18 protein-coding genes are annotated in these 16,202 nt (G+C 49.5%); all 18 read left to right on the forward strand.

Annotated features, from left to right (window positions below):
• Position 1 precedes the first annotated feature (1 nt).
• The 18 genes from hisD (at position 2) to M0R35_00870 (ending at position 15,872) form a co-directional block, all read left to right on the forward strand.
• Positions 2 to 1,228, forward strand: a complete 1,227-nt coding sequence (hisD, locus tag M0R35_00785) for a histidinol dehydrogenase (GenBank protein ID MCK9594197.1) — start codon at positions 2 to 4, stop codon at positions 1,226 to 1,228.
• A gap of 12 nt (positions 1,229 to 1,240) precedes the next feature.
• Entirely contained in the window at positions 1,241 to 1,849 is a 609-nt protein-coding gene (locus tag M0R35_00790; GenBank protein MCK9594198.1) for an imidazoleglycerol-phosphate dehydratase, read from the forward strand.
• A 178-nt stretch (positions 1,850 to 2,027) separates the two neighbouring features.
• Entirely contained in the window at positions 2,028 to 2,636 is a 609-nt protein-coding gene (gene hisH / locus M0R35_00795) for an imidazole glycerol phosphate synthase subunit HisH (protein ID MCK9594199.1), read from the forward strand.
• A gap of 6 nt (positions 2,637 to 2,642) precedes the next feature.
• Positions 2,643 to 3,389: a 1-(5-phosphoribosyl)-5-[(5-phosphoribosylamino)methylideneamino]imidazole-4-carboxamide isomerase gene (gene hisA / locus M0R35_00800; GenBank protein ID MCK9594200.1), complete on the forward strand. Its 747-nt coding sequence runs from the start codon at positions 2,643 to 2,645 to the stop codon at positions 3,387 to 3,389.
• Between the two features lie 22 nt (positions 3,390 to 3,411).
• A complete protein-coding gene (locus tag M0R35_00805; protein ID MCK9594201.1) occupies positions 3,412 to 3,864 on the forward strand; it encodes a peptidoglycan-binding protein in 453 nt (150 codons plus the stop codon).
• Positions 3,865 to 3,885: 21 nt separating this feature from the next.
• Positions 3,886 to 4,671 carry an imidazole glycerol phosphate synthase subunit HisF gene (hisF, locus tag M0R35_00810; protein ID MCK9594202.1) on the forward strand — a complete coding sequence of 262 codons (786 nt, stop codon included), beginning with the start codon at positions 3,886 to 3,888 and terminating at the stop codon, positions 4,669 to 4,671.
• Positions 4,658 to 4,990: a phosphoribosyl-AMP cyclohydrolase gene (hisI, locus tag M0R35_00815; GenBank protein ID MCK9594203.1), complete on the forward strand. Its 333-nt coding sequence runs from the start codon at positions 4,658 to 4,660 to the stop codon at positions 4,988 to 4,990. Before hisF ends, hisI begins: the two co-directional genes overlap by 14 nt.
• 1 nt (position 4,991) lies before the next feature.
• Entirely contained in the window at positions 4,992 to 6,488 is a 1,497-nt protein-coding gene (gene trpE, locus M0R35_00820; protein MCK9594204.1) for an anthranilate synthase component I, read from the forward strand.
• Between the two features lie 19 nt (positions 6,489 to 6,507).
• A complete protein-coding gene (rpsP, locus tag M0R35_00825) occupies positions 6,508 to 6,765 on the forward strand; it encodes a 30S ribosomal protein S16 (GenBank protein ID MCK9594205.1) in 258 nt (85 codons plus the stop codon).
• 1 nt (position 6,766) lies between these two features.
• A complete protein-coding gene (gene yajC / locus M0R35_00830) occupies positions 6,767 to 7,072 on the forward strand; it encodes a preprotein translocase subunit YajC (GenBank protein ID MCK9594206.1) in 306 nt (101 codons plus the stop codon).
• A gap of 1 nt (position 7,073) precedes the next feature.
• Positions 7,074 to 9,278, forward strand: coding sequence for a protein translocase subunit SecD (gene secD, locus M0R35_00835; protein ID MCK9594207.1), 2,205 nt, complete (start codon positions 7,074 to 7,076; stop codon positions 9,276 to 9,278).
• 142 nt (positions 9,279 to 9,420) lie between these two features.
• Positions 9,421 to 11,313, forward strand: a complete 1,893-nt coding sequence (mfd, locus tag M0R35_00840; GenBank protein ID MCK9594208.1) for a transcription-repair coupling factor — start codon at positions 9,421 to 9,423, stop codon at positions 11,311 to 11,313.
• Positions 11,314 to 11,315: 2 nt separating this feature from the next.
• Positions 11,316 to 12,230, forward strand: coding sequence for a peptidyl-prolyl cis-trans isomerase (locus M0R35_00845; GenBank protein MCK9594209.1), 915 nt, complete (start codon positions 11,316 to 11,318; stop codon positions 12,228 to 12,230).
• Between the two features lie 11 nt (positions 12,231 to 12,241).
• Positions 12,242 to 13,192, forward strand: coding sequence for a 4-hydroxythreonine-4-phosphate dehydrogenase PdxA (pdxA, locus tag M0R35_00850; protein ID MCK9594210.1), 951 nt, complete (start codon positions 12,242 to 12,244; stop codon positions 13,190 to 13,192).
• Positions 13,165 to 13,950, forward strand: a complete 786-nt coding sequence (gene rsmA / locus M0R35_00855) for a 16S rRNA (adenine(1518)-N(6)/adenine(1519)-N(6))-dimethyltransferase RsmA (protein MCK9594211.1) — start codon at positions 13,165 to 13,167, stop codon at positions 13,948 to 13,950. Before pdxA ends, rsmA begins: the two co-directional genes overlap by 28 nt.
• Positions 13,951 to 14,021: 71 nt before the next feature.
• Positions 14,022 to 14,396, forward strand: a complete 375-nt coding sequence (gene crcB, locus M0R35_00860) for a fluoride efflux transporter CrcB (GenBank protein MCK9594212.1) — start codon at positions 14,022 to 14,024, stop codon at positions 14,394 to 14,396.
• 19 nt (positions 14,397 to 14,415) lie between these two features.
• Complete coding sequence (locus M0R35_00865; GenBank protein ID MCK9594213.1) at positions 14,416 to 14,745, forward strand: DUF190 domain-containing protein; 330 nt, start codon at positions 14,416 to 14,418, stop codon at positions 14,743 to 14,745.
• 323 nt (positions 14,746 to 15,068) lie between these two features.
• Positions 15,069 to 15,872: a prohibitin family protein gene (locus tag M0R35_00870; protein ID MCK9594214.1), complete on the forward strand. Its 804-nt coding sequence runs from the start codon at positions 15,069 to 15,071 to the stop codon at positions 15,870 to 15,872.
• Positions 15,873 to 16,202: the final 330 nt, after the last annotated feature.

Genomic DNA, 16,202 nt, shown 5'->3' on the forward strand with positions numbered 1-16,202 from the left:
AATGAAGATAATCCGTTTTAACAGCAAGAAGCTGGAGAAGATCTATAACAGGGGTTTTTCCAGGTCCAAGCGAGTGGAGGAGAAGGTCCGGCAGATCATCGACGATGTGCGCACCTGCGGTGATGAGGCGGTATTGAAATATACCCGCAAGTTCGACCAGGTAAAGATGACCGTCAAGCAGCTCAGGGTCGCCCAGACCGAGTTGAGCGGCGCTTACCAGAACATCAGCCCGGATTTTGTCGCCAACCTGAAGATCATAATCGAGAATATCAACCGCTTTTACAGGAAGACCATTAAAAAGTCCTGGAAGATCTCAGCCGGCGACGGCTTGATACTGGGGGAGAATTATCACCCGCTGGAAAAAGTCGGCATTTATATCCCGGCAGGCACGGCGCCTTTGGTTTCCACGGTATATATGTCGGTATTGCCGGCGAAGATCGCCGGTGTAAAAAATATAGTGCTGATCAGCCCCCCGGATAAGAACGGTTATATCAATCCGCATATCCTGGTAGTGGCTGACCTGTTAAAGGTGGATGAGATCTACCGGGTCGGCGGAGCGCAGGGCGTTGCCGCTCTGGCTTACGGGACAAAGACAATCCCTAAGGTGGATAAGATCGTAGGCCCCGGGAATATGTATGTCTCCGAGGCAAAACGCCAGGTCTTCGGCCAGGTGGATATCGATATGATCGCCGGGCCGACTGAGTTGGTGATTATCGCCAACCGTTTCAGCGATCCGAAGTATATAATCGCCGACCTTAAGGCGCAGGGAGAGCATTCCGGCGGCCTGGCTATATTGATCACCAATTCCAAGTCCCTGGCCAAGGAAGTAAGATCGCAGCTTTTGAACGTCAACGGGTTTATTATCCTGACCCAGAATCTGGCTCAGGCAGTGGAGATAACCAATAAGATAGCGCCCGAGCATCTGGAGATAATGGTCAAGAACCCGCGCAAGCTGGTCAAGGACATCAAGAACGCCGGAGCGATTTTTCTGGGGCCGTTCAGCCCCACGGCAGTAGGCGATTATGTAGCCGGCCCGAGCCACGTGCTTCCGACCAACGGAACAGCGCGGTTTTTCTCCGGGCTTTCAGTGTGCGATTTCATCAAGAGCAGCCATATTATCAGTTATTCCAAGAAGGCCCTGGAAAATATTAAAGGCCCGTTGGAGAAAGTCGCGGCCATTGAGGGGTTAAGCCAGCATCTTGATTCGGTAAAGGTCAGGTTCGAATAAACGGAGAAGAATATGAAAAAAAGGGCCGCAGTAATAAAAAGGAAGACCAGAGAGACCGATATTGCCGTTAAGCTGAATGTTGACGGCAGCGGGAAAAGCAAGATAAATACCGGGATCGGCTTCCTGGACCATATGCTCGAGCTATTCGCTTTTTGGGGATTGTTCGACCTGGAGATTTCCACCGGTAAATGCGATCTGAAAGTGGATATCCACCATACCAACGAGGATGTAGGCATCGTTCTGGGCCAGGCTTTCCGGAAGGCGCTGGCAGACAAAAAAGGGATCCGTCGCTTCGGCTATGCCGGCGTGCCTATGGAAGAGGTGGTGGGCAAGGTTGTGCTGGATATCAGCGGCAGGGGCTTCTTCGACATAAAAACCAGCATCGCGGGCACAAAATTCATACCTTCAGAAGGCTATCGCTTCGAATACGCCGGACATTTTTTTGACGGCTTGGCCAAGAACCTGGGAATGAACTTGAATGTACGCATAGAGTACGCTAACCGGGATCTTCACGCGGCTTTAGAGCCGGCATTCAAGGCTTTAGGCATTGCTTTAGACCAGGCCACTCAAATCGACCCGCGGAGAAAAGGTGTTCCTTCAACCAAGGGTGTAATAGATTAAGCGTAAATTCATGTAAGTTTAAGTCAGCGGAGGCTGTGTCACAAAGCGAGTTCCGCAGGCCGAAGGGCCGTACCGGACGTTCCTATAAATCCGGGTGCAGGCCGGGAGGCCGAGGATTGTTCGAGCGACGGACACAGCCGCAGATGACTTAATATTTTATAGAATCAGCAAAGAGAATATGATCGCGATAATCGATTACGGAATGGGCAATATTCACAGCGTGAAGAAAGCGCTGGACGCTATGGGCGCCAAGACCGTAGTCACCAATAAAGCCGAGGATATCAAGAAAGCCGCTAAGGTAGTCCTTCCCGGCGTAGGCGCTTTCGGCGATGCTATGGCCGAGATAGAAAAACAGGGATTATCCGGCGCTGTTGAGGAGCATATAAAAGCGAAGAAGATATTCCTGGGCATATGTTTAGGGATGCATATGCTTTTTGACTCCAGCGAGGAATCGCCTAAGGCCAAAGGTTTGGGTATATTGCGGGGAACGGTAAAGAAGTTCGACTTTACCCTCGGGCTGAAAATACCGCATATGGGATGGAACCAGATAAAGATCAGAAAGATGAATTGTCCGGTTTTTAATGGCCTGAAAGACGGCAGTTCGGTTTATTTCTGCCACTCTTATTATCCTCAGCCGGCCCAACAGGAGATTATAGCCGCTTCCACTGAATACGGCAGGGATTTTGCCTCGATCATCTGGCAGGATAATATATTCGCTATGCAGTTCCATCCGGAGAAAAGCCAGGCGGCAGGTTTGAAGATGCTGGAAAATTTTTTGAGAGCTTAAGGATAAATGTTAATAATACCGGCGATCGACTTAAAAGGCGGGAATGTGGTCAGGCTCTTCCAGGGCAAAGGGGAAGAGACCGTGTATTCGCGCAATCCGGTCGTTTTCGCCAGGCACTGGCAGAAACAGGGGGCAGGGCTTATCCATGTGGTTGACCTGGACGGCGCGTTCAGCGGTAAGCCGCAGAACCTGGCCGCGGTGAAAAAGATCGTCGAGGCCGTGGATACCCCGATAGAGTTCGGCGGCGGCGTGCGCGATGAGAAGACCATCAAGGATATCTTCGCCATCGGTGTAAGCCGGATCGTGCTGGGTACCAGGGCGGTAGAGGACAGTCAATTCCTCAAGGATATGCTCGCAAAATACGCCGAAAAGATCATCGTCAGCATCGACGCCAAGAACGGCGTGGTTATGACCGAAGGATGGCAGTCAGCCAGCCAGGGTAAATTAGGCGCGATAGATTTTGCCAAAGCACTGGAAGATGCGGGTTTTAAGCAGGTAATTTACACCGATACATCCAAAGACGGGACTTTAAGAGGCCCGGATATTGGCGGTATAGCTCAGATCCTGAAAGATACAGGACTGAATGTTGTCGCTTCCGGGGGCATATCCTGCCTTGAGGACCTGAACAAGCTTTACAGCCTTGATCCGAAAAGGGTCTGCGGGGTGATTATCGGCAAGGCTTTGTACGAAGAGAAATTCACTTTAAAAGAGGCGATAAAATTAACCGGGGGAAGCCTGCAGGATGCAGGCTGAGCTCAAATTTGAGGAGGTTCGGATGAAGGCAGGGGTCTTGGTTATAAGCGGGATATTCCTGGTTTGCTTGAGCGGATGCGCGACTATGAGCAATAAAAGCCGGTTGGATATGGAAGCCTTACAAGACAGGGTAAGCGGCCTGGAGTTGCAGCTTCAGCAGAAGACCGCCGAAGTGGGCAGTTTAAGGATAGCCTTGGCTAAAAAGACCGAGGAAGTTGCTTTGGCCCGGCAGGCCAAGGAACCTCAGTCTTTTTCGAAAGAGGATGTTGGCAAGCCTTCGGTGAAGCAGATACAAAGGGCTTTGAAGAACGCCGGTTTTAATCCCGGCCCGGTTGACGGCCGCAGAGGCACCCAGACCAGGCTGGCGATAAAAGAATTTCAGAAGGTGAACAATCTTACTGCCGACGGCAAAGTCGGGAAGCTGACTTGGTCCGTGTTGGAACCGTATTTGAACAAAGAAGCGTCTAACGAATAATCCGTACAACAGTAATAAAATATGCTGAATAAAAGGATCATCCCCTGCCTGGATATTAAAGACGGCCGGGTGGTAAAAGGGGTAAAGTTTTTAGGATTAAAAGACGCCGGAGACCCGGTCGAGGTCGCCAAGCTCTATGACCGGCAAAGAGCGGATGAGTTGGTTTTTCTGGATATAACCGCCAGTTTTGAAAAAAGAAAGACACTGGTAAAGCTGGTCCGGGAGATCGCCGGGAATATCTTTATGCCTTTTACCGTAGGCGGAGGGATAAGCGATACAACCGATATCCGCAACTTGCTTAATGCCGGGGCGGATAAGGTTTCGCTGAACACCGCGGCGGTAAAATTCCCGGAATTGATCTCCGATAGCTCTAAAAAATTCGGCAACCAGTGCATTGTGGTGGCCATTGACGCGAAGAAGACTTATAATGACCTGGGGTCAGCGGATTTCTACTGGCAGGTTTTCATCAACGGCGGAAGGACGCCTACAGAGCTTGACGCGGTAGAGTGGGCGGCGGAGGCCGCAAGGCTGGGAGCGGGAGAGATCCTTCTGACCAGCATGGATTGCGACGGGACCAAGGATGGTTATGACCTGGGATTGACCAAAGCCGTAGCGGAAAAAGTGAATATCCCGGTGATCGCCTCGGGCGGCGCCGGCAAGGTCGAGCATTTTTACAATGTATTAACTGAAGGAAAGGCTGACGCGGCTTTGGCCGCATCGCTTTTTCACTACGGTGAACTTTCCGTGAAACAGGTTAAAGAATACCTGGATAAAAAAGGAGTGCCTGTCCGTTATGAAGAAGACTAAGTTTAGCGTGAGATCTTTGAAGTTCGATAAGAAGGGGCTTATTCCGGCGATCATTCAGGATTATAAAAAGAACGATGTCCTGATGCTGGCGTATATGAACGCTGAATCGGTAAAAAGGACCATTAAGCTGGGAAAGACCTGTTTCTGGTCGAGGTCGCGCAAGGAATACTGGGTCAAGGGCGAGACTTCCGGCAATTTCCAGTTTGTTAAGTCGCTCGCCTATGACTGCGATATGGACGCGTTATTGATCAAGGTGCGCCAGGTAGGCGTCGCCTGCCATACCGGGAACCGCTCGTGTTTTTACAGAAAGGCTGTTTAAATTGTATCAACCGTCTTTAAAAGAATTCCTGAAATTATCGGCTAAGTCCAATGTGATCCCGGTTTACAAAGAGATCAGCGCTGACCTGGATACCCCGGTATCGAGTTTCCTCAAACTTAAGAAGGACGATTACGCGTTCCTGCTGGAATCCGTGGAAGGGCAGGAAAAGATCGCCAGGTATTCTTTTTTGGGAAGCCGGCCCAGCCTTGTCTTCAAGTCCAAAGGCAAAGTAGTCGAGATGATCGGCCAGAACAATGAGAAAGCCTCGCGCCGGTTCATAACCGCGATTGACCCGGTAGGCGAGATGGCTCGGATCATGAAGGGCTTTGTCCCCGCTCAGGTAAAAGGCCTGCCTCGGTTTTACGGCGGATTTGTGGGGTATATGGGCTATGATATGGTCAGGTTCTTTGAGAAGATCCCGGACAAGAACCCGGCTGATTTCGATTACCCGGATTCATTATTCATCCTTACCGACACGATCCTGGCTTTTGACCATATAAATCACACGATCAAGATCATCGCCAACTGCCTTTTGCCGAGATCCGGATCCGGGGCCAAGCTTTCCATCTCCCAAAGAAAACGCATCTACGGCCAGGCAATAAGAAAGATCGAGCGGCTGCAGAAGGATTTTGAGGCGCCTTTAACGGTTAAGCCGGAAAAAGAGCGGGAGAAACGCAAAAAGATAAAAATAACATCTAATTTTGCGAAATCGGGATTTTGTGGTATAGTTAATAAAGCCAAAGAGCACATAAGAAGAGGCGATATCATTCAGGTAGTGCTTTCGCAGAGGTTTCAGGCTCAGATCGAGAGGGAGCCTTTTAATATTTACCGTTCTTTGAGGAGTTCCAATCCTTCGCCGTATATGTTCTACTTGAAACTCGGCGATATCACCTTGATCGGCTCTTCCCCGGAATTGCTGGTCCGCTGCGAGGACGGGGTCATCCAGACCCGGCCGATCGCCGGCACCCGAAAAAGAGGATCTACCGAAGCTGAGGATAAGAAGCTGGCGCGGGAGCTTTTGAACGACCCGAAGGAAAAGGCCGAGCATTTGATGCTGGTTGACCTTGGCAGGAACGACCTGGGCAGGGTGGCGAAACTCGGGAGCGTCAAGGTCAACGAGTTCATGAAGGTGGAGAAATATTCCCACGTTATGCACCTGGTCAGCGATGTGACTGCCTTGCTGGACAAAAAATACAATAGTTTCGACGTTTTAAGGGCCTGTTTCCCGGCCGGGACCTTGAGCGGCGCTCCCAAGGTCAGGGCGATGGAGATAATCGAGGAGCTGGAAAATTCCCGCCGCGGCACGTACGCCGGATGCGTGGGGTATTTCAGCTTTTCCGGGAACCTGGATACCGGGATCACTATCCGGACGATCTGCGTCAAGGGCAAGACCGCGTATATCCAGGCCGGAGCCGGCATAGTCGCGGATTCGGTCCCGCAGAAAGAATACACGGAGACCGTGAACAAAGCAAAAGCTTTAATGGAAGCGATCATTTAATAACAAAAAAGGAGAGAAAATGGCAGTACGCATACGTATGAGAAGGATCGGGAAAAATCCGATAAAGAAGCCGCATTTCCGTATTTCAGTTTTTGACGAGCGCACGACCCGCGACGGCAGGTTTATCGAAGAGCTGGGTTTTTACAACCCGGTATCCAAAGCCGTCAAAGTCGATGAGGCCCGTATCGCTTACTGGGTAAGCAAAGGCGCGAAGCTAACGCCCAGCGTTGTCAACGCCATCAAAAGGTCAAAGTTAACCGCAAAGAAGGAGGGATAAGATGCCCCCGCAAACAGCTCAGTCAGGTTCATTGATCAGCGGCATTCTGCCTTTCGTTTTGGTGATCGGCATCTTTTATTTTATGGTGATCCGGCCGCAGAAAGCGGAGCAGAAGAAACATCAGCAGATGCTTGAAGCTTTGGGAAAGAACGACGAGGTTGTCACTTCCGGCGGCGTCCACGGCACCGTGGTCGCAGTCAAGGATAAAGTGGTCACCCTTCGGGTCGATGAGAACGTGAAGATCGATGTGGAAAAGAACTGCGTGGCGCGCGTGGTCAAGAAACAAAGCGCCAATCAGGGGAATTAAGATGGATAGAAGACTTTTGACAAAGATAGCGGTTATCCTGGGTATTGTGGGCCTCTGCGCGTATTACTCTTTTCCTTTGGAGAAAAGGATCAATCTGGGGTTGGACTTGCAGGGGGGTATGCATCTTTTGCTCAAGGTCGATACCTCAAAGCTTTCCGGCAAGGCTAAGGATGACGCCGGAGACAGGGCGATCGAGGTCATCCGCAACAGGGTCGACCAGTTCGGCGTGCGCGAGCCTACGATCCAGAAACAGGGCGAAGACGAGATAGTTGTCCAGCTCCCCGGGATAACTGACCGCGACCGGGCGATCGAGCTTATCGGACAGACCGCGCTTCTGGAATTCAAACTGGTCAGCGCTGAAGCGGATAAATTAGGCGAGGCGTTGGCGGGCAAAGTCCCGGAAGGCTATGAGTTGAAATACACGGTTGATGACAATGACCCGTTGTTGGTCGAGCAGAACGCCGTGCTTGCCGGAGACTCGCTTACCGACGCAATGGTCCAGTTCAGCTCCGGCGCTTTCAATGAGCCGGCGGTCAGCCTCAAATTCAACGCCGAAGGCGCGAAGAAATTCGCCGAGATCACCGCAGCCAATGTCGGAAGGAGGCTGGCGATCGTATTGGACGGCAAGGTCCAGTCGGCCCCGAACATCCGCGAGCCCATCCCTTCGGGAGAGGCGCAGATCACCGGCCGGTTCACTATGGACGAGGCGCAGGACCTGGCGATCATCTTAAGGGTAGGCGCTTTGCCCGCCCCGATGTATGTGGAAGAGGAACGGACTGTCGGGCCTTTGCTCGGACAGGATTCCATAAACAGCGGGATCAAGGCCAGCCTTATCGGGATACTGCTGGTATTCGCGGCAATGGCTGTTTATTACCTTTTAGCCGGTGTCGTTTCGGTTTTTGCGCTGGTGTTCAATCTTTTGATAACTGTAGGGACATTAGGCCTGCTTCCTTTATTATTTCCGGATTTTTCCGCGACCTTGACTTTGCCGGGTATCGCCGGTATCGTTTTATCATTAGGTATGGCGGTTGACGCCAACGTCCTGATCAATGAAAGGATCAGGGAAGAGCTGGCCGCGGGAAAAGGTTTGAAGGCGGCTTTAGCCAACGGTTATGACAAGGCCTTCAGCGCCATATTTGATTCCAACCTGACTACCTTGATCGCGGCGTTCTTGCTCTTTCAGTTCGGTACAGGTCCGATCCGCGGTTTCGCGGTCACTTTGACCATAGGCCTTATGGCCAGTATGTTTACCGCTATAGTGGTTACCCGGACCATATTCGAAGTCTTGCTGCATTTCAAGCTGATAAAATCCCTGCCTATGCTCAATTTGATCAGGCCGACCAAAGTGGATTTTATAGGCCATCGCCGGATATTCTACGTGATCTCCGCGGTAGTGATAATCGCAGGTTTGTTCGTTTTCTTCAAGAACGGCAAAAAGTCTTTCGGCATAGATTTTGCCGGCGGACAGGTCCAGGAATTCAGCTTTAAGAATCCGGTGCACGCTGATAGGGTGCGCGAGGCGCTTAAAGACCTGGATATGGCCGACGCTTCCATCCAGCAGTTCAGGGATAAGCCTAATGTCATTCTTATCCGCACTGCCCAGGATAAAAGCAAGGAGATGGTGGCGAGGCTGAAATCGGTTTTTCCCGCTGAGGATGTCCAGGTGCTCAAGATCGAAAGGGTAGGCCCGGTTGCCGGGAAGCATTTAAAAGGCAAGGCCGTGAATGCTTTGATTTGGTCATTGATTGGCATACTGATCTATGTGGGATTCCGGTTTAAACATGTTAATTTCGCTATTGCCGGCATCATCGCGCTTTTCCATGACGTGCTGGTGGCGTTCGGGTTCCTGGCGATGACCGGAAGGCAGATCGACCTTTTATCGGTCACGGCTTTCCTGACCATTATCGGTTTTTCGATCAACGATACTATCGTTATATATGACCGGGTCAGGGAGAACAGCCGTTTGTACCGCAAGTTAAGCCTGCGTGAGCTGATCAATCTGAGCGTGAATCAGACGCTTTCCAGAACGATCCTTACTTCCGGCATAACCTTATTGGTGGTATTGGCGATATTCTTCTATGGCGGCGAGGTGCTCAGCAATTTCGCGTTCACCTTGATCGTAGGGTTTGTCTCCGGTGTTTACTCCACTATATTCATCGCATCTCCGTTGGTGCTTGCCTGGAGTAAGAGAGGAAACGCCAAGTAAAAAGTTTTTGATATCGATGTATCCGCCGCCCACTGGAGCTTTAACGCGAAAGTGGGCGGTTGTATTTTATTCATTTCAAGACCCGGTCTTGTAAGTAATTAGCCGGCAACAAGTTGCGAGATCGGGTCTTAAGAGGATAAAAATGTTTAAATCGCTGAAGATATATACCGGACAAACGGTCAGCATTGAATACCTGGCTGAGAGTTTTGTCCGCTTTGGTTACCATCGCCAGTCAGCGGTGGCCGACGAAGGCGATTTCAGCGTGCGCGGCGGGATAATCGATATATTCCCGGTTACCTTTGAACTGCCGGTCAGAATAGACCTGGACGCGGAGAAGATCGTTTCCATAAAAAGTTTTGACCCGCTTAAAGGCACCAGCCTCTGGGAACACACCATAGCCATAATCATCCCTTTCAAAAAAGCCAAAAGCGTTACCCAGCCTTCTTTTAACGAGAAATTCCCCCTGGAGAATTTCGTCGATATTAATATCGGCGATTACGTGGTGCACAACCAGTACGGTATCGGCAGGTTCAAGGGCCTGCAGAAGATAAAAACCGGGGAAAAGGCCCAGGATAACTTAGTCATTGAATACGACGCCGGAGAAAAGCTGTTTGTGCCGGTGGACCAGATGCACCTGGTTCAGAAATACATCTCTTTCCATATAAGAAGGCCGAAACTCTTCCGGCTGGGATCAAAGGAATGGGAACGGATCAAAAACCGGGCCAGGAAGGGCATTGAGAAGCTGGCCTGGGACCTTTTGTCCCTTCAAGCAATGCGGCTCTCTGCGGATGGGTTCGCGTTTTCCGCAGACACTGAACTGCATAAAGAATTCGCCGAAACTTTTCCTTACACCGAAACAGTTGACCAGGTAAAAGCGCTTATGGATGTGACGGCTGATATGGAAAAGGCTAAGACTATGGACCGCCTGCTTTGCGGGGACGTGGGCTACGGCAAGACCGAGGTGGCCATGCGCGCAGGATTCAAGGCTGTGGTGAATAATAAGCAGGTGGCTTATCTTGTCCCGACCACTATCCTGGCTGAACAGCATTTTCAGAATTTCTCCAAGAGGCTGGAGAACTTTCCGGTGATCGTGGAGATGCTTTCCCGTTTCCGCACGCCCGGTCAGCAGGCGGATATCATTAAAAGGGTCAGGGATGGCAAAGTGGATATAGTTATCGGCACTCACCGGTTATTGTCGGATGACGTTATTTTCAAGGATCTGGGCCTGGTGATAATCGATGAGGAGCAGCGTTTCGGGGTTAAGGCCAAGGAAAAGCTCAAGGCCTTGAGGCTGACTACCGATGTGCTGACGCTGACCGCGACCCCCATACCCAGGACTTTGTATATGAGCCTGATGGGCGCCAAAGACCTGTCGGTCATCGATTCTCCGCCGGAAAATAGATTGCCTATCAAGACTGTCGTGGTAGAATATGATGAAGACCTGCTTCGGCAGGCGATTTTGCGGGAGTTGAACCGCAAAGGCCAGGTTTTTTTCCTGCATAACCGCATAGAGGACCTGGAGCGTGTTCAGGAAAAGATCAGCCGCTTATTGCCTAAAGGCGCAAGATTGGCTATAGGCCACGGTCAGATGCCTGCCAGGGAACTGGAACAGGTGATGTCCGCCTTCATAAAAGGCGATATCGATATCCTGTTATCGACTATGATCATTGAGTCCGGCATAGACATACCGAACGCCAATACGATCATAGTCAATAACGCCAATACCTTCGGTCTTTCCGACCTGCACCAATTAAGGGGCAGGGTAGGCAGGTTCAACCGTTCGGCTTACGCTTATTTCGTGGTCCCCCGGTCGGGGATTTTATCAGCCATATCCCAAAAAAGGCTTTCCGCGTTGCAGGAATATAGCCACCTTGGCGCGGGGTTCAAGATCGCTATGGAAGACCTTGAGATCCGCGGCGCAGGCAACCTCTTAGGCGTCCAACAGCACGGCTTCGTCAACGCGGTGGGTTTTGACCTTTACTGCCGGCTCTTGAAAGAAGCTATAAATACGCTTCAAAAAATACCGAAAGGATGATTATGTCAGCCAGAGATTTATTCTTGAAGTCAGCATTAACGGTGATAAGTTTATCGGTTCTGATATCTCCAGCCGCGGCGCAGGATAAAATAGTGGCTGTGGTCGGTAATGAGGTCATTACCCAGACCGACCTGGATAATTTTGTAAATTTTACCCGCATACAAATGGCGGATAAGTTGAGCGGCAGCCAGCTTGAAGAAAAAATAACCGGTATGAAGGCGGGCCTTTTACAGCGGCTTATCGAGGATAAGCTTATTTTGCAGGAGGCTAAAAAGAACGGCGTCAGGGCCGATGAATCCCGGGTAAACTCCCGGATAACCGAGATAAAGCGGCGTTATCCGTCCGAGAAGCATTTTCGCAGCGCGTTAGCTGAAGACGGCATGGTCGAGGCCAACCTGGTCACTAAGATAAGGGACCAGATGCTGATGTATAACATCATCGACAGCAAGGTCAGGTCAAAAATCGTGGTAAATCCTGTTGAGATCACGGATTTCTACAACCGGAATATGTCTTTGTTCAAGACCAGGGAAGAGCGCAAATTTCAGTCTTTACTTTTTGAAAGCCAGGATCTGGCTAAGAGCGTATATAAGCAGTTGAAAGACGGCCTGGATATTAATGAGGCGGCGAAAAAATACTCGCTTACCTTGAGCGACCTTGATGCCCGCAAGACGGAATTGAGGAAAGAGATCGAGGATGTCTTGTTCAATCTCCAGGTCGGCGAGATATCCCAGCCTGTGGCAAACCTGGGCAAGTTCTATCTGCTTAAACTTAGTGCTATAATCCCGCCGCGTCAGCAGACCTTAGCCGAGGTCAGGGAGCAGATAAATAACAGCTTGCTCGAGCGGAAGATGCAGGAGGCTTTGGTTAAATGGGTGGATGGGCTTAAGAAAACCGCGTATATAAAGATAATGCCGTAAGGATAACGAATATGGCTTTAAGATCATCGAGAATAAGTATCGGCATTACCATAGGGGATCCGGCTGGCATCGGGCCTGAGGTAGTTGCCAAGGCCTTGGGGTATCGCTATAACGCGAAGATAACCGTTATAGGCGATAAACGGGTTTTTGATAAATATGGCCGCAAGGCTAAAGGATTTGAGTTCATTGACCTGAATAATGTAAAGCGCGGCGGTTTTAAACCCGGACAGGTTAAACCTGCTTATGGCCGGGCATCAATGGAATATCTGGACCTGGCTATGGATCTGTTGAAGTTCGGCTCAATTCACAGCCTGGTCACCGCTCCGATATCCAAAGAGGCGATAAACCTGGCGGGTTATCATTATTCCGGGCACACCGAATATCTGGAAAAGCAAAGCCGTGTTCCTCATTCGGTAATGATGCTTTTGAATGATAAATTCCGTTTCAGCCTGGTCACCCGGCATATACCTCTAAAAGATGCGGCATCCCGGATCAGCGCTAAGTCAATAGAAGAGACTATTGCCATAACTTATAATTCCCTGAAGAATATCTTTGGCGTATCGTATCCCAGGATCGTGGTCTGCGGTATCAATCCGCATGCCTCGGATAACGGCTTGATCGGTGATGAAGAGAACCGGATCATTATTCCCTGCCTTAAGCGTTTAAGCAAAAAGATCAAGGGAATAGCCGGGCCTCTGCCCGCTGATATTGCCATAGCCAGGGCTGCCAAAGGCAAATTTGACGCGGTTATCGCTATGTTCCACGACCAGGCGCTTATCCCTTTGAAACTGACCGGTGATCAAAGCGGGGTGAATATAACCCTGGGGCTTAATTTCATCCGGACTTCGCCTCTACACGGCACTGCCTTTGATATCGCCGGCAAAGGCAAGGCTGATCCGGGCTCAATGATCTCTGCCATAAAACTCGCCTTAGAATGCACAGCAAACCAAAAAAAAGCTTAGGACAGAACTTTCTGGTTGACCGGAATATCCAGCGCAAGCTGGTGGAATTCTGCGATTTCAGCCGATCTGATAGTGTATTAGAGATCGGCTCAGGCCAGGGCGCAATGACCGGCTTGATCGCCGACAAGGTAAAGAAATTATTCGCCCTGGAGATCGACAGCTCGCTTATCCCGATCCTCAAAGAGTCTTTGGCCGGCCGCGACAATGCCGAGGTGATCCATCATGATATACTTAAATTCGATATTAAACAGCTTGGCGAGAAAAAGATCAAAGTCTTTGGCAACATTCCTTATTACATTACTTCGCCGATAATCGAGCGCCTCTTGAATTATAAGGAAATGATCTCGGAGATATTCCTGACTGTGCAGAAAGAATTCGGCCAGAGGATCGCTGCCAGCCCGGGGTCAAAGGAATACGGGTCTTTCAGCTGTTTTACCCAGTATTATCTTGAGCCGAAGATACTGTTTACGGTCAAGAAAAACAGCTTTCACCCGGTCCCCAAAGTGGATTCCTGTTTTTTGCGGCTTTTGGTCAGGAAAACCCCGGCGGTAGATGTTCGGGATGAACAGCTGTTGTTCAAGATCATCCGTACTTCATTCCAGCAAAGAAGGAAGACCCTGCGCAACAGCCTGGCGGATGTTGTTTCTAAGGAAAAACTGGAAGAATTCTTCGCGAAATATAAAATTAACCCCAAGATCAGGCCGGAAGAGCTTAGTTTGCAGCAATTTGCGTATCTAGTAAATCAGGAACGCTTCTGAACTCAAAGCGGAAACTGGGCGGGGATTAAAGGGAGAAGTGTATTGAACTCAACCGGAGAAGTGTATTACCTATGATAAAATTCCTTTATTTGATCGTTGGCGGCGCAGTAGGCACGGTGGCGCGTTATTTTTTATCCGGTCTTGTTTACCGGATCGCCGGCGCGGCTTTCCCTTATGGCACATTAGTAGTTAACCTGGTTGGATGTTTTATAATCGGTTTTCTGGTCTCGATCTCCGATAATAAGTTCATGCTGGGCACCAACGCTAAATTATTACTGATGATCGGTTTCTGCGGCGCGTTCACCACGTTTTCGGCATTGATCATGGAAACTAACGGTTTGATCAAAGACGGGGAAAGCCTCAGGGCTTTTATGAACGTGTTGGTCAGCGTGGTATTCGGTTTTATCGTATTCCGGCTGGGTGTTCTATTAGGCGAAGCTATATAAATTAAAATAGGGAGGCGTTATGAAACTTCCGGCTGAAGGAAAATTACTTAGGATATTCATCGGTGAAGCGGATAAATGGCAGGGCAAGCCTCTTTATGAGGAGATAATCTTTCTGGCGAAGCAAAATGGAATGGCAGGAGCGACCGCTATTAAAGGCTTTATGGGGTTCGGCTGCAAAAGCCATATGCATACAGCCAAGATAATGCGGCTTTCCGAGGACCTGCCCATAATAATAGAGATCGTGGACAGTGAAGAGAAGATCTCCGCGTTTATTCCCAGTTTGGATGAAATGGTTAAGGAAGGCTTGATCACCCTGGAAAAAGCTAACGTGATAATGTACCGCGCTTGATTTTACGTTAATCGAGGCGTTAAGTCAGTGAGGACTGTGTCAGTCGCTCGAACAGTCCTCGACCTTCCGGCCTGCACCCGGGCGTATGGCACCTCGCCATATAGGAGTGGCGAGTATGTCGCTTTCTGCGTCAGAACGTCCGGTGTGGCCCTGTGGCCAACGAAACTCGCTTTGTGACACAGCCCGCACTGCTTTTTTCGGTCAAATATACTCGCCTTCCACAAAATCAGAATATTTTTAGGGCGCTAATGTGTTTGCAATCCATGGTTCTGTGGTACAATATCATTCAAGGTTGGTTTTATTAAAATAACAGGAGGAGAAAAATGGAACAGCGGGATACAATTAATTTTGCGATAAATTGGTTGATCAAAACCGGGGTCTTTGTCGTGGCTTTAGTAATCTTCTTTGGAAGTTTTTATGTAATAGGCGTCGGCCAGGTAGGCGTAATATTTAATCAGGCTACGGGGCAGACTAAATCGGTTCAATCGGGGTTCAACTTGAAAATGCCGGTCATTGAACAGCTCAGTGTATTTGATATCAGAACGCAGCGGATCGATATAGTGGAAGATTGCGCTTCCAAAGATCTGCAGCTGGTTAGGATGAAAACCGTAATAAACTACCATCTTGATTATACCAAAGTAAATGAAATATTCACAAAAGTAGGCAGGGATTATACGGATAAGATCATCATCCCTATAACCAATGAGATCGCCAAGTCTTTAGTATCTCAATACACTGTGGAGAATATTATTGTAAAGCGCGCGGAATTGAAAGATGCTATTGAAGTGGCCTTGCGTGTAAAATTAGGCGAGTATTTTATCGTAATCGAGAGTGTTAATTTAGTGAATGTGGATTTCACCCCGGAATTCAACCGGATAGTTGAGGCGAAACAGATCGAAGAGCAGAAGATCAAAACAGCTGAGTATAAGAAGATGCAGGCCGCTCAAAACAAAGAAGCGGTTATTTTAGAAGCCGAGGGGGAATCCAAACGGCAGGAATTGATCAAGGCAACGGTTAATCCGCAGATCGTTTCTTTGGAATGGATCAAAAAATGGGATGGCAAGCTCCCGGTCACTATGTTAGGGGATAAAACAGTAATGATGGTTAATCAGGATGAAAACAAATAAAGCTTTTTAAGCAGATCCCAAAAGGGCTGGACTTGATCGTCCAGCCCTTTTTTATTACTGATTTTGCGGGTCCTGGCCTGCCGGCAGGCAGGCTGTCGAGCCGTTAAGTTAGTGAGGCCTGTGTCAGTCGCTCGGACAGTCCTCGGCCTTTGGCCTGCGGAACTCGCTTTGTGACACAGCCCTCACATGTATTTGCCGAAAATCTCCTGATTGTGCGCTCCAGCAAACCCGCAAGGCTAATCTTGTTATCTTGATTTTTTTGTGTTTCACTAAACAGGATGAAAACAAAAATTTTACTTGACAGTGATACCGGATATGGTACCATAAATT

It is taken from the genome of Candidatus Omnitrophota bacterium, assembly GCA_023227985.1.
Taxonomy (GTDB): domain Bacteria; phylum Omnitrophota; class Gorgyraeia; order Gygaellales; family Profunditerraquicolaceae; genus JALOCB01.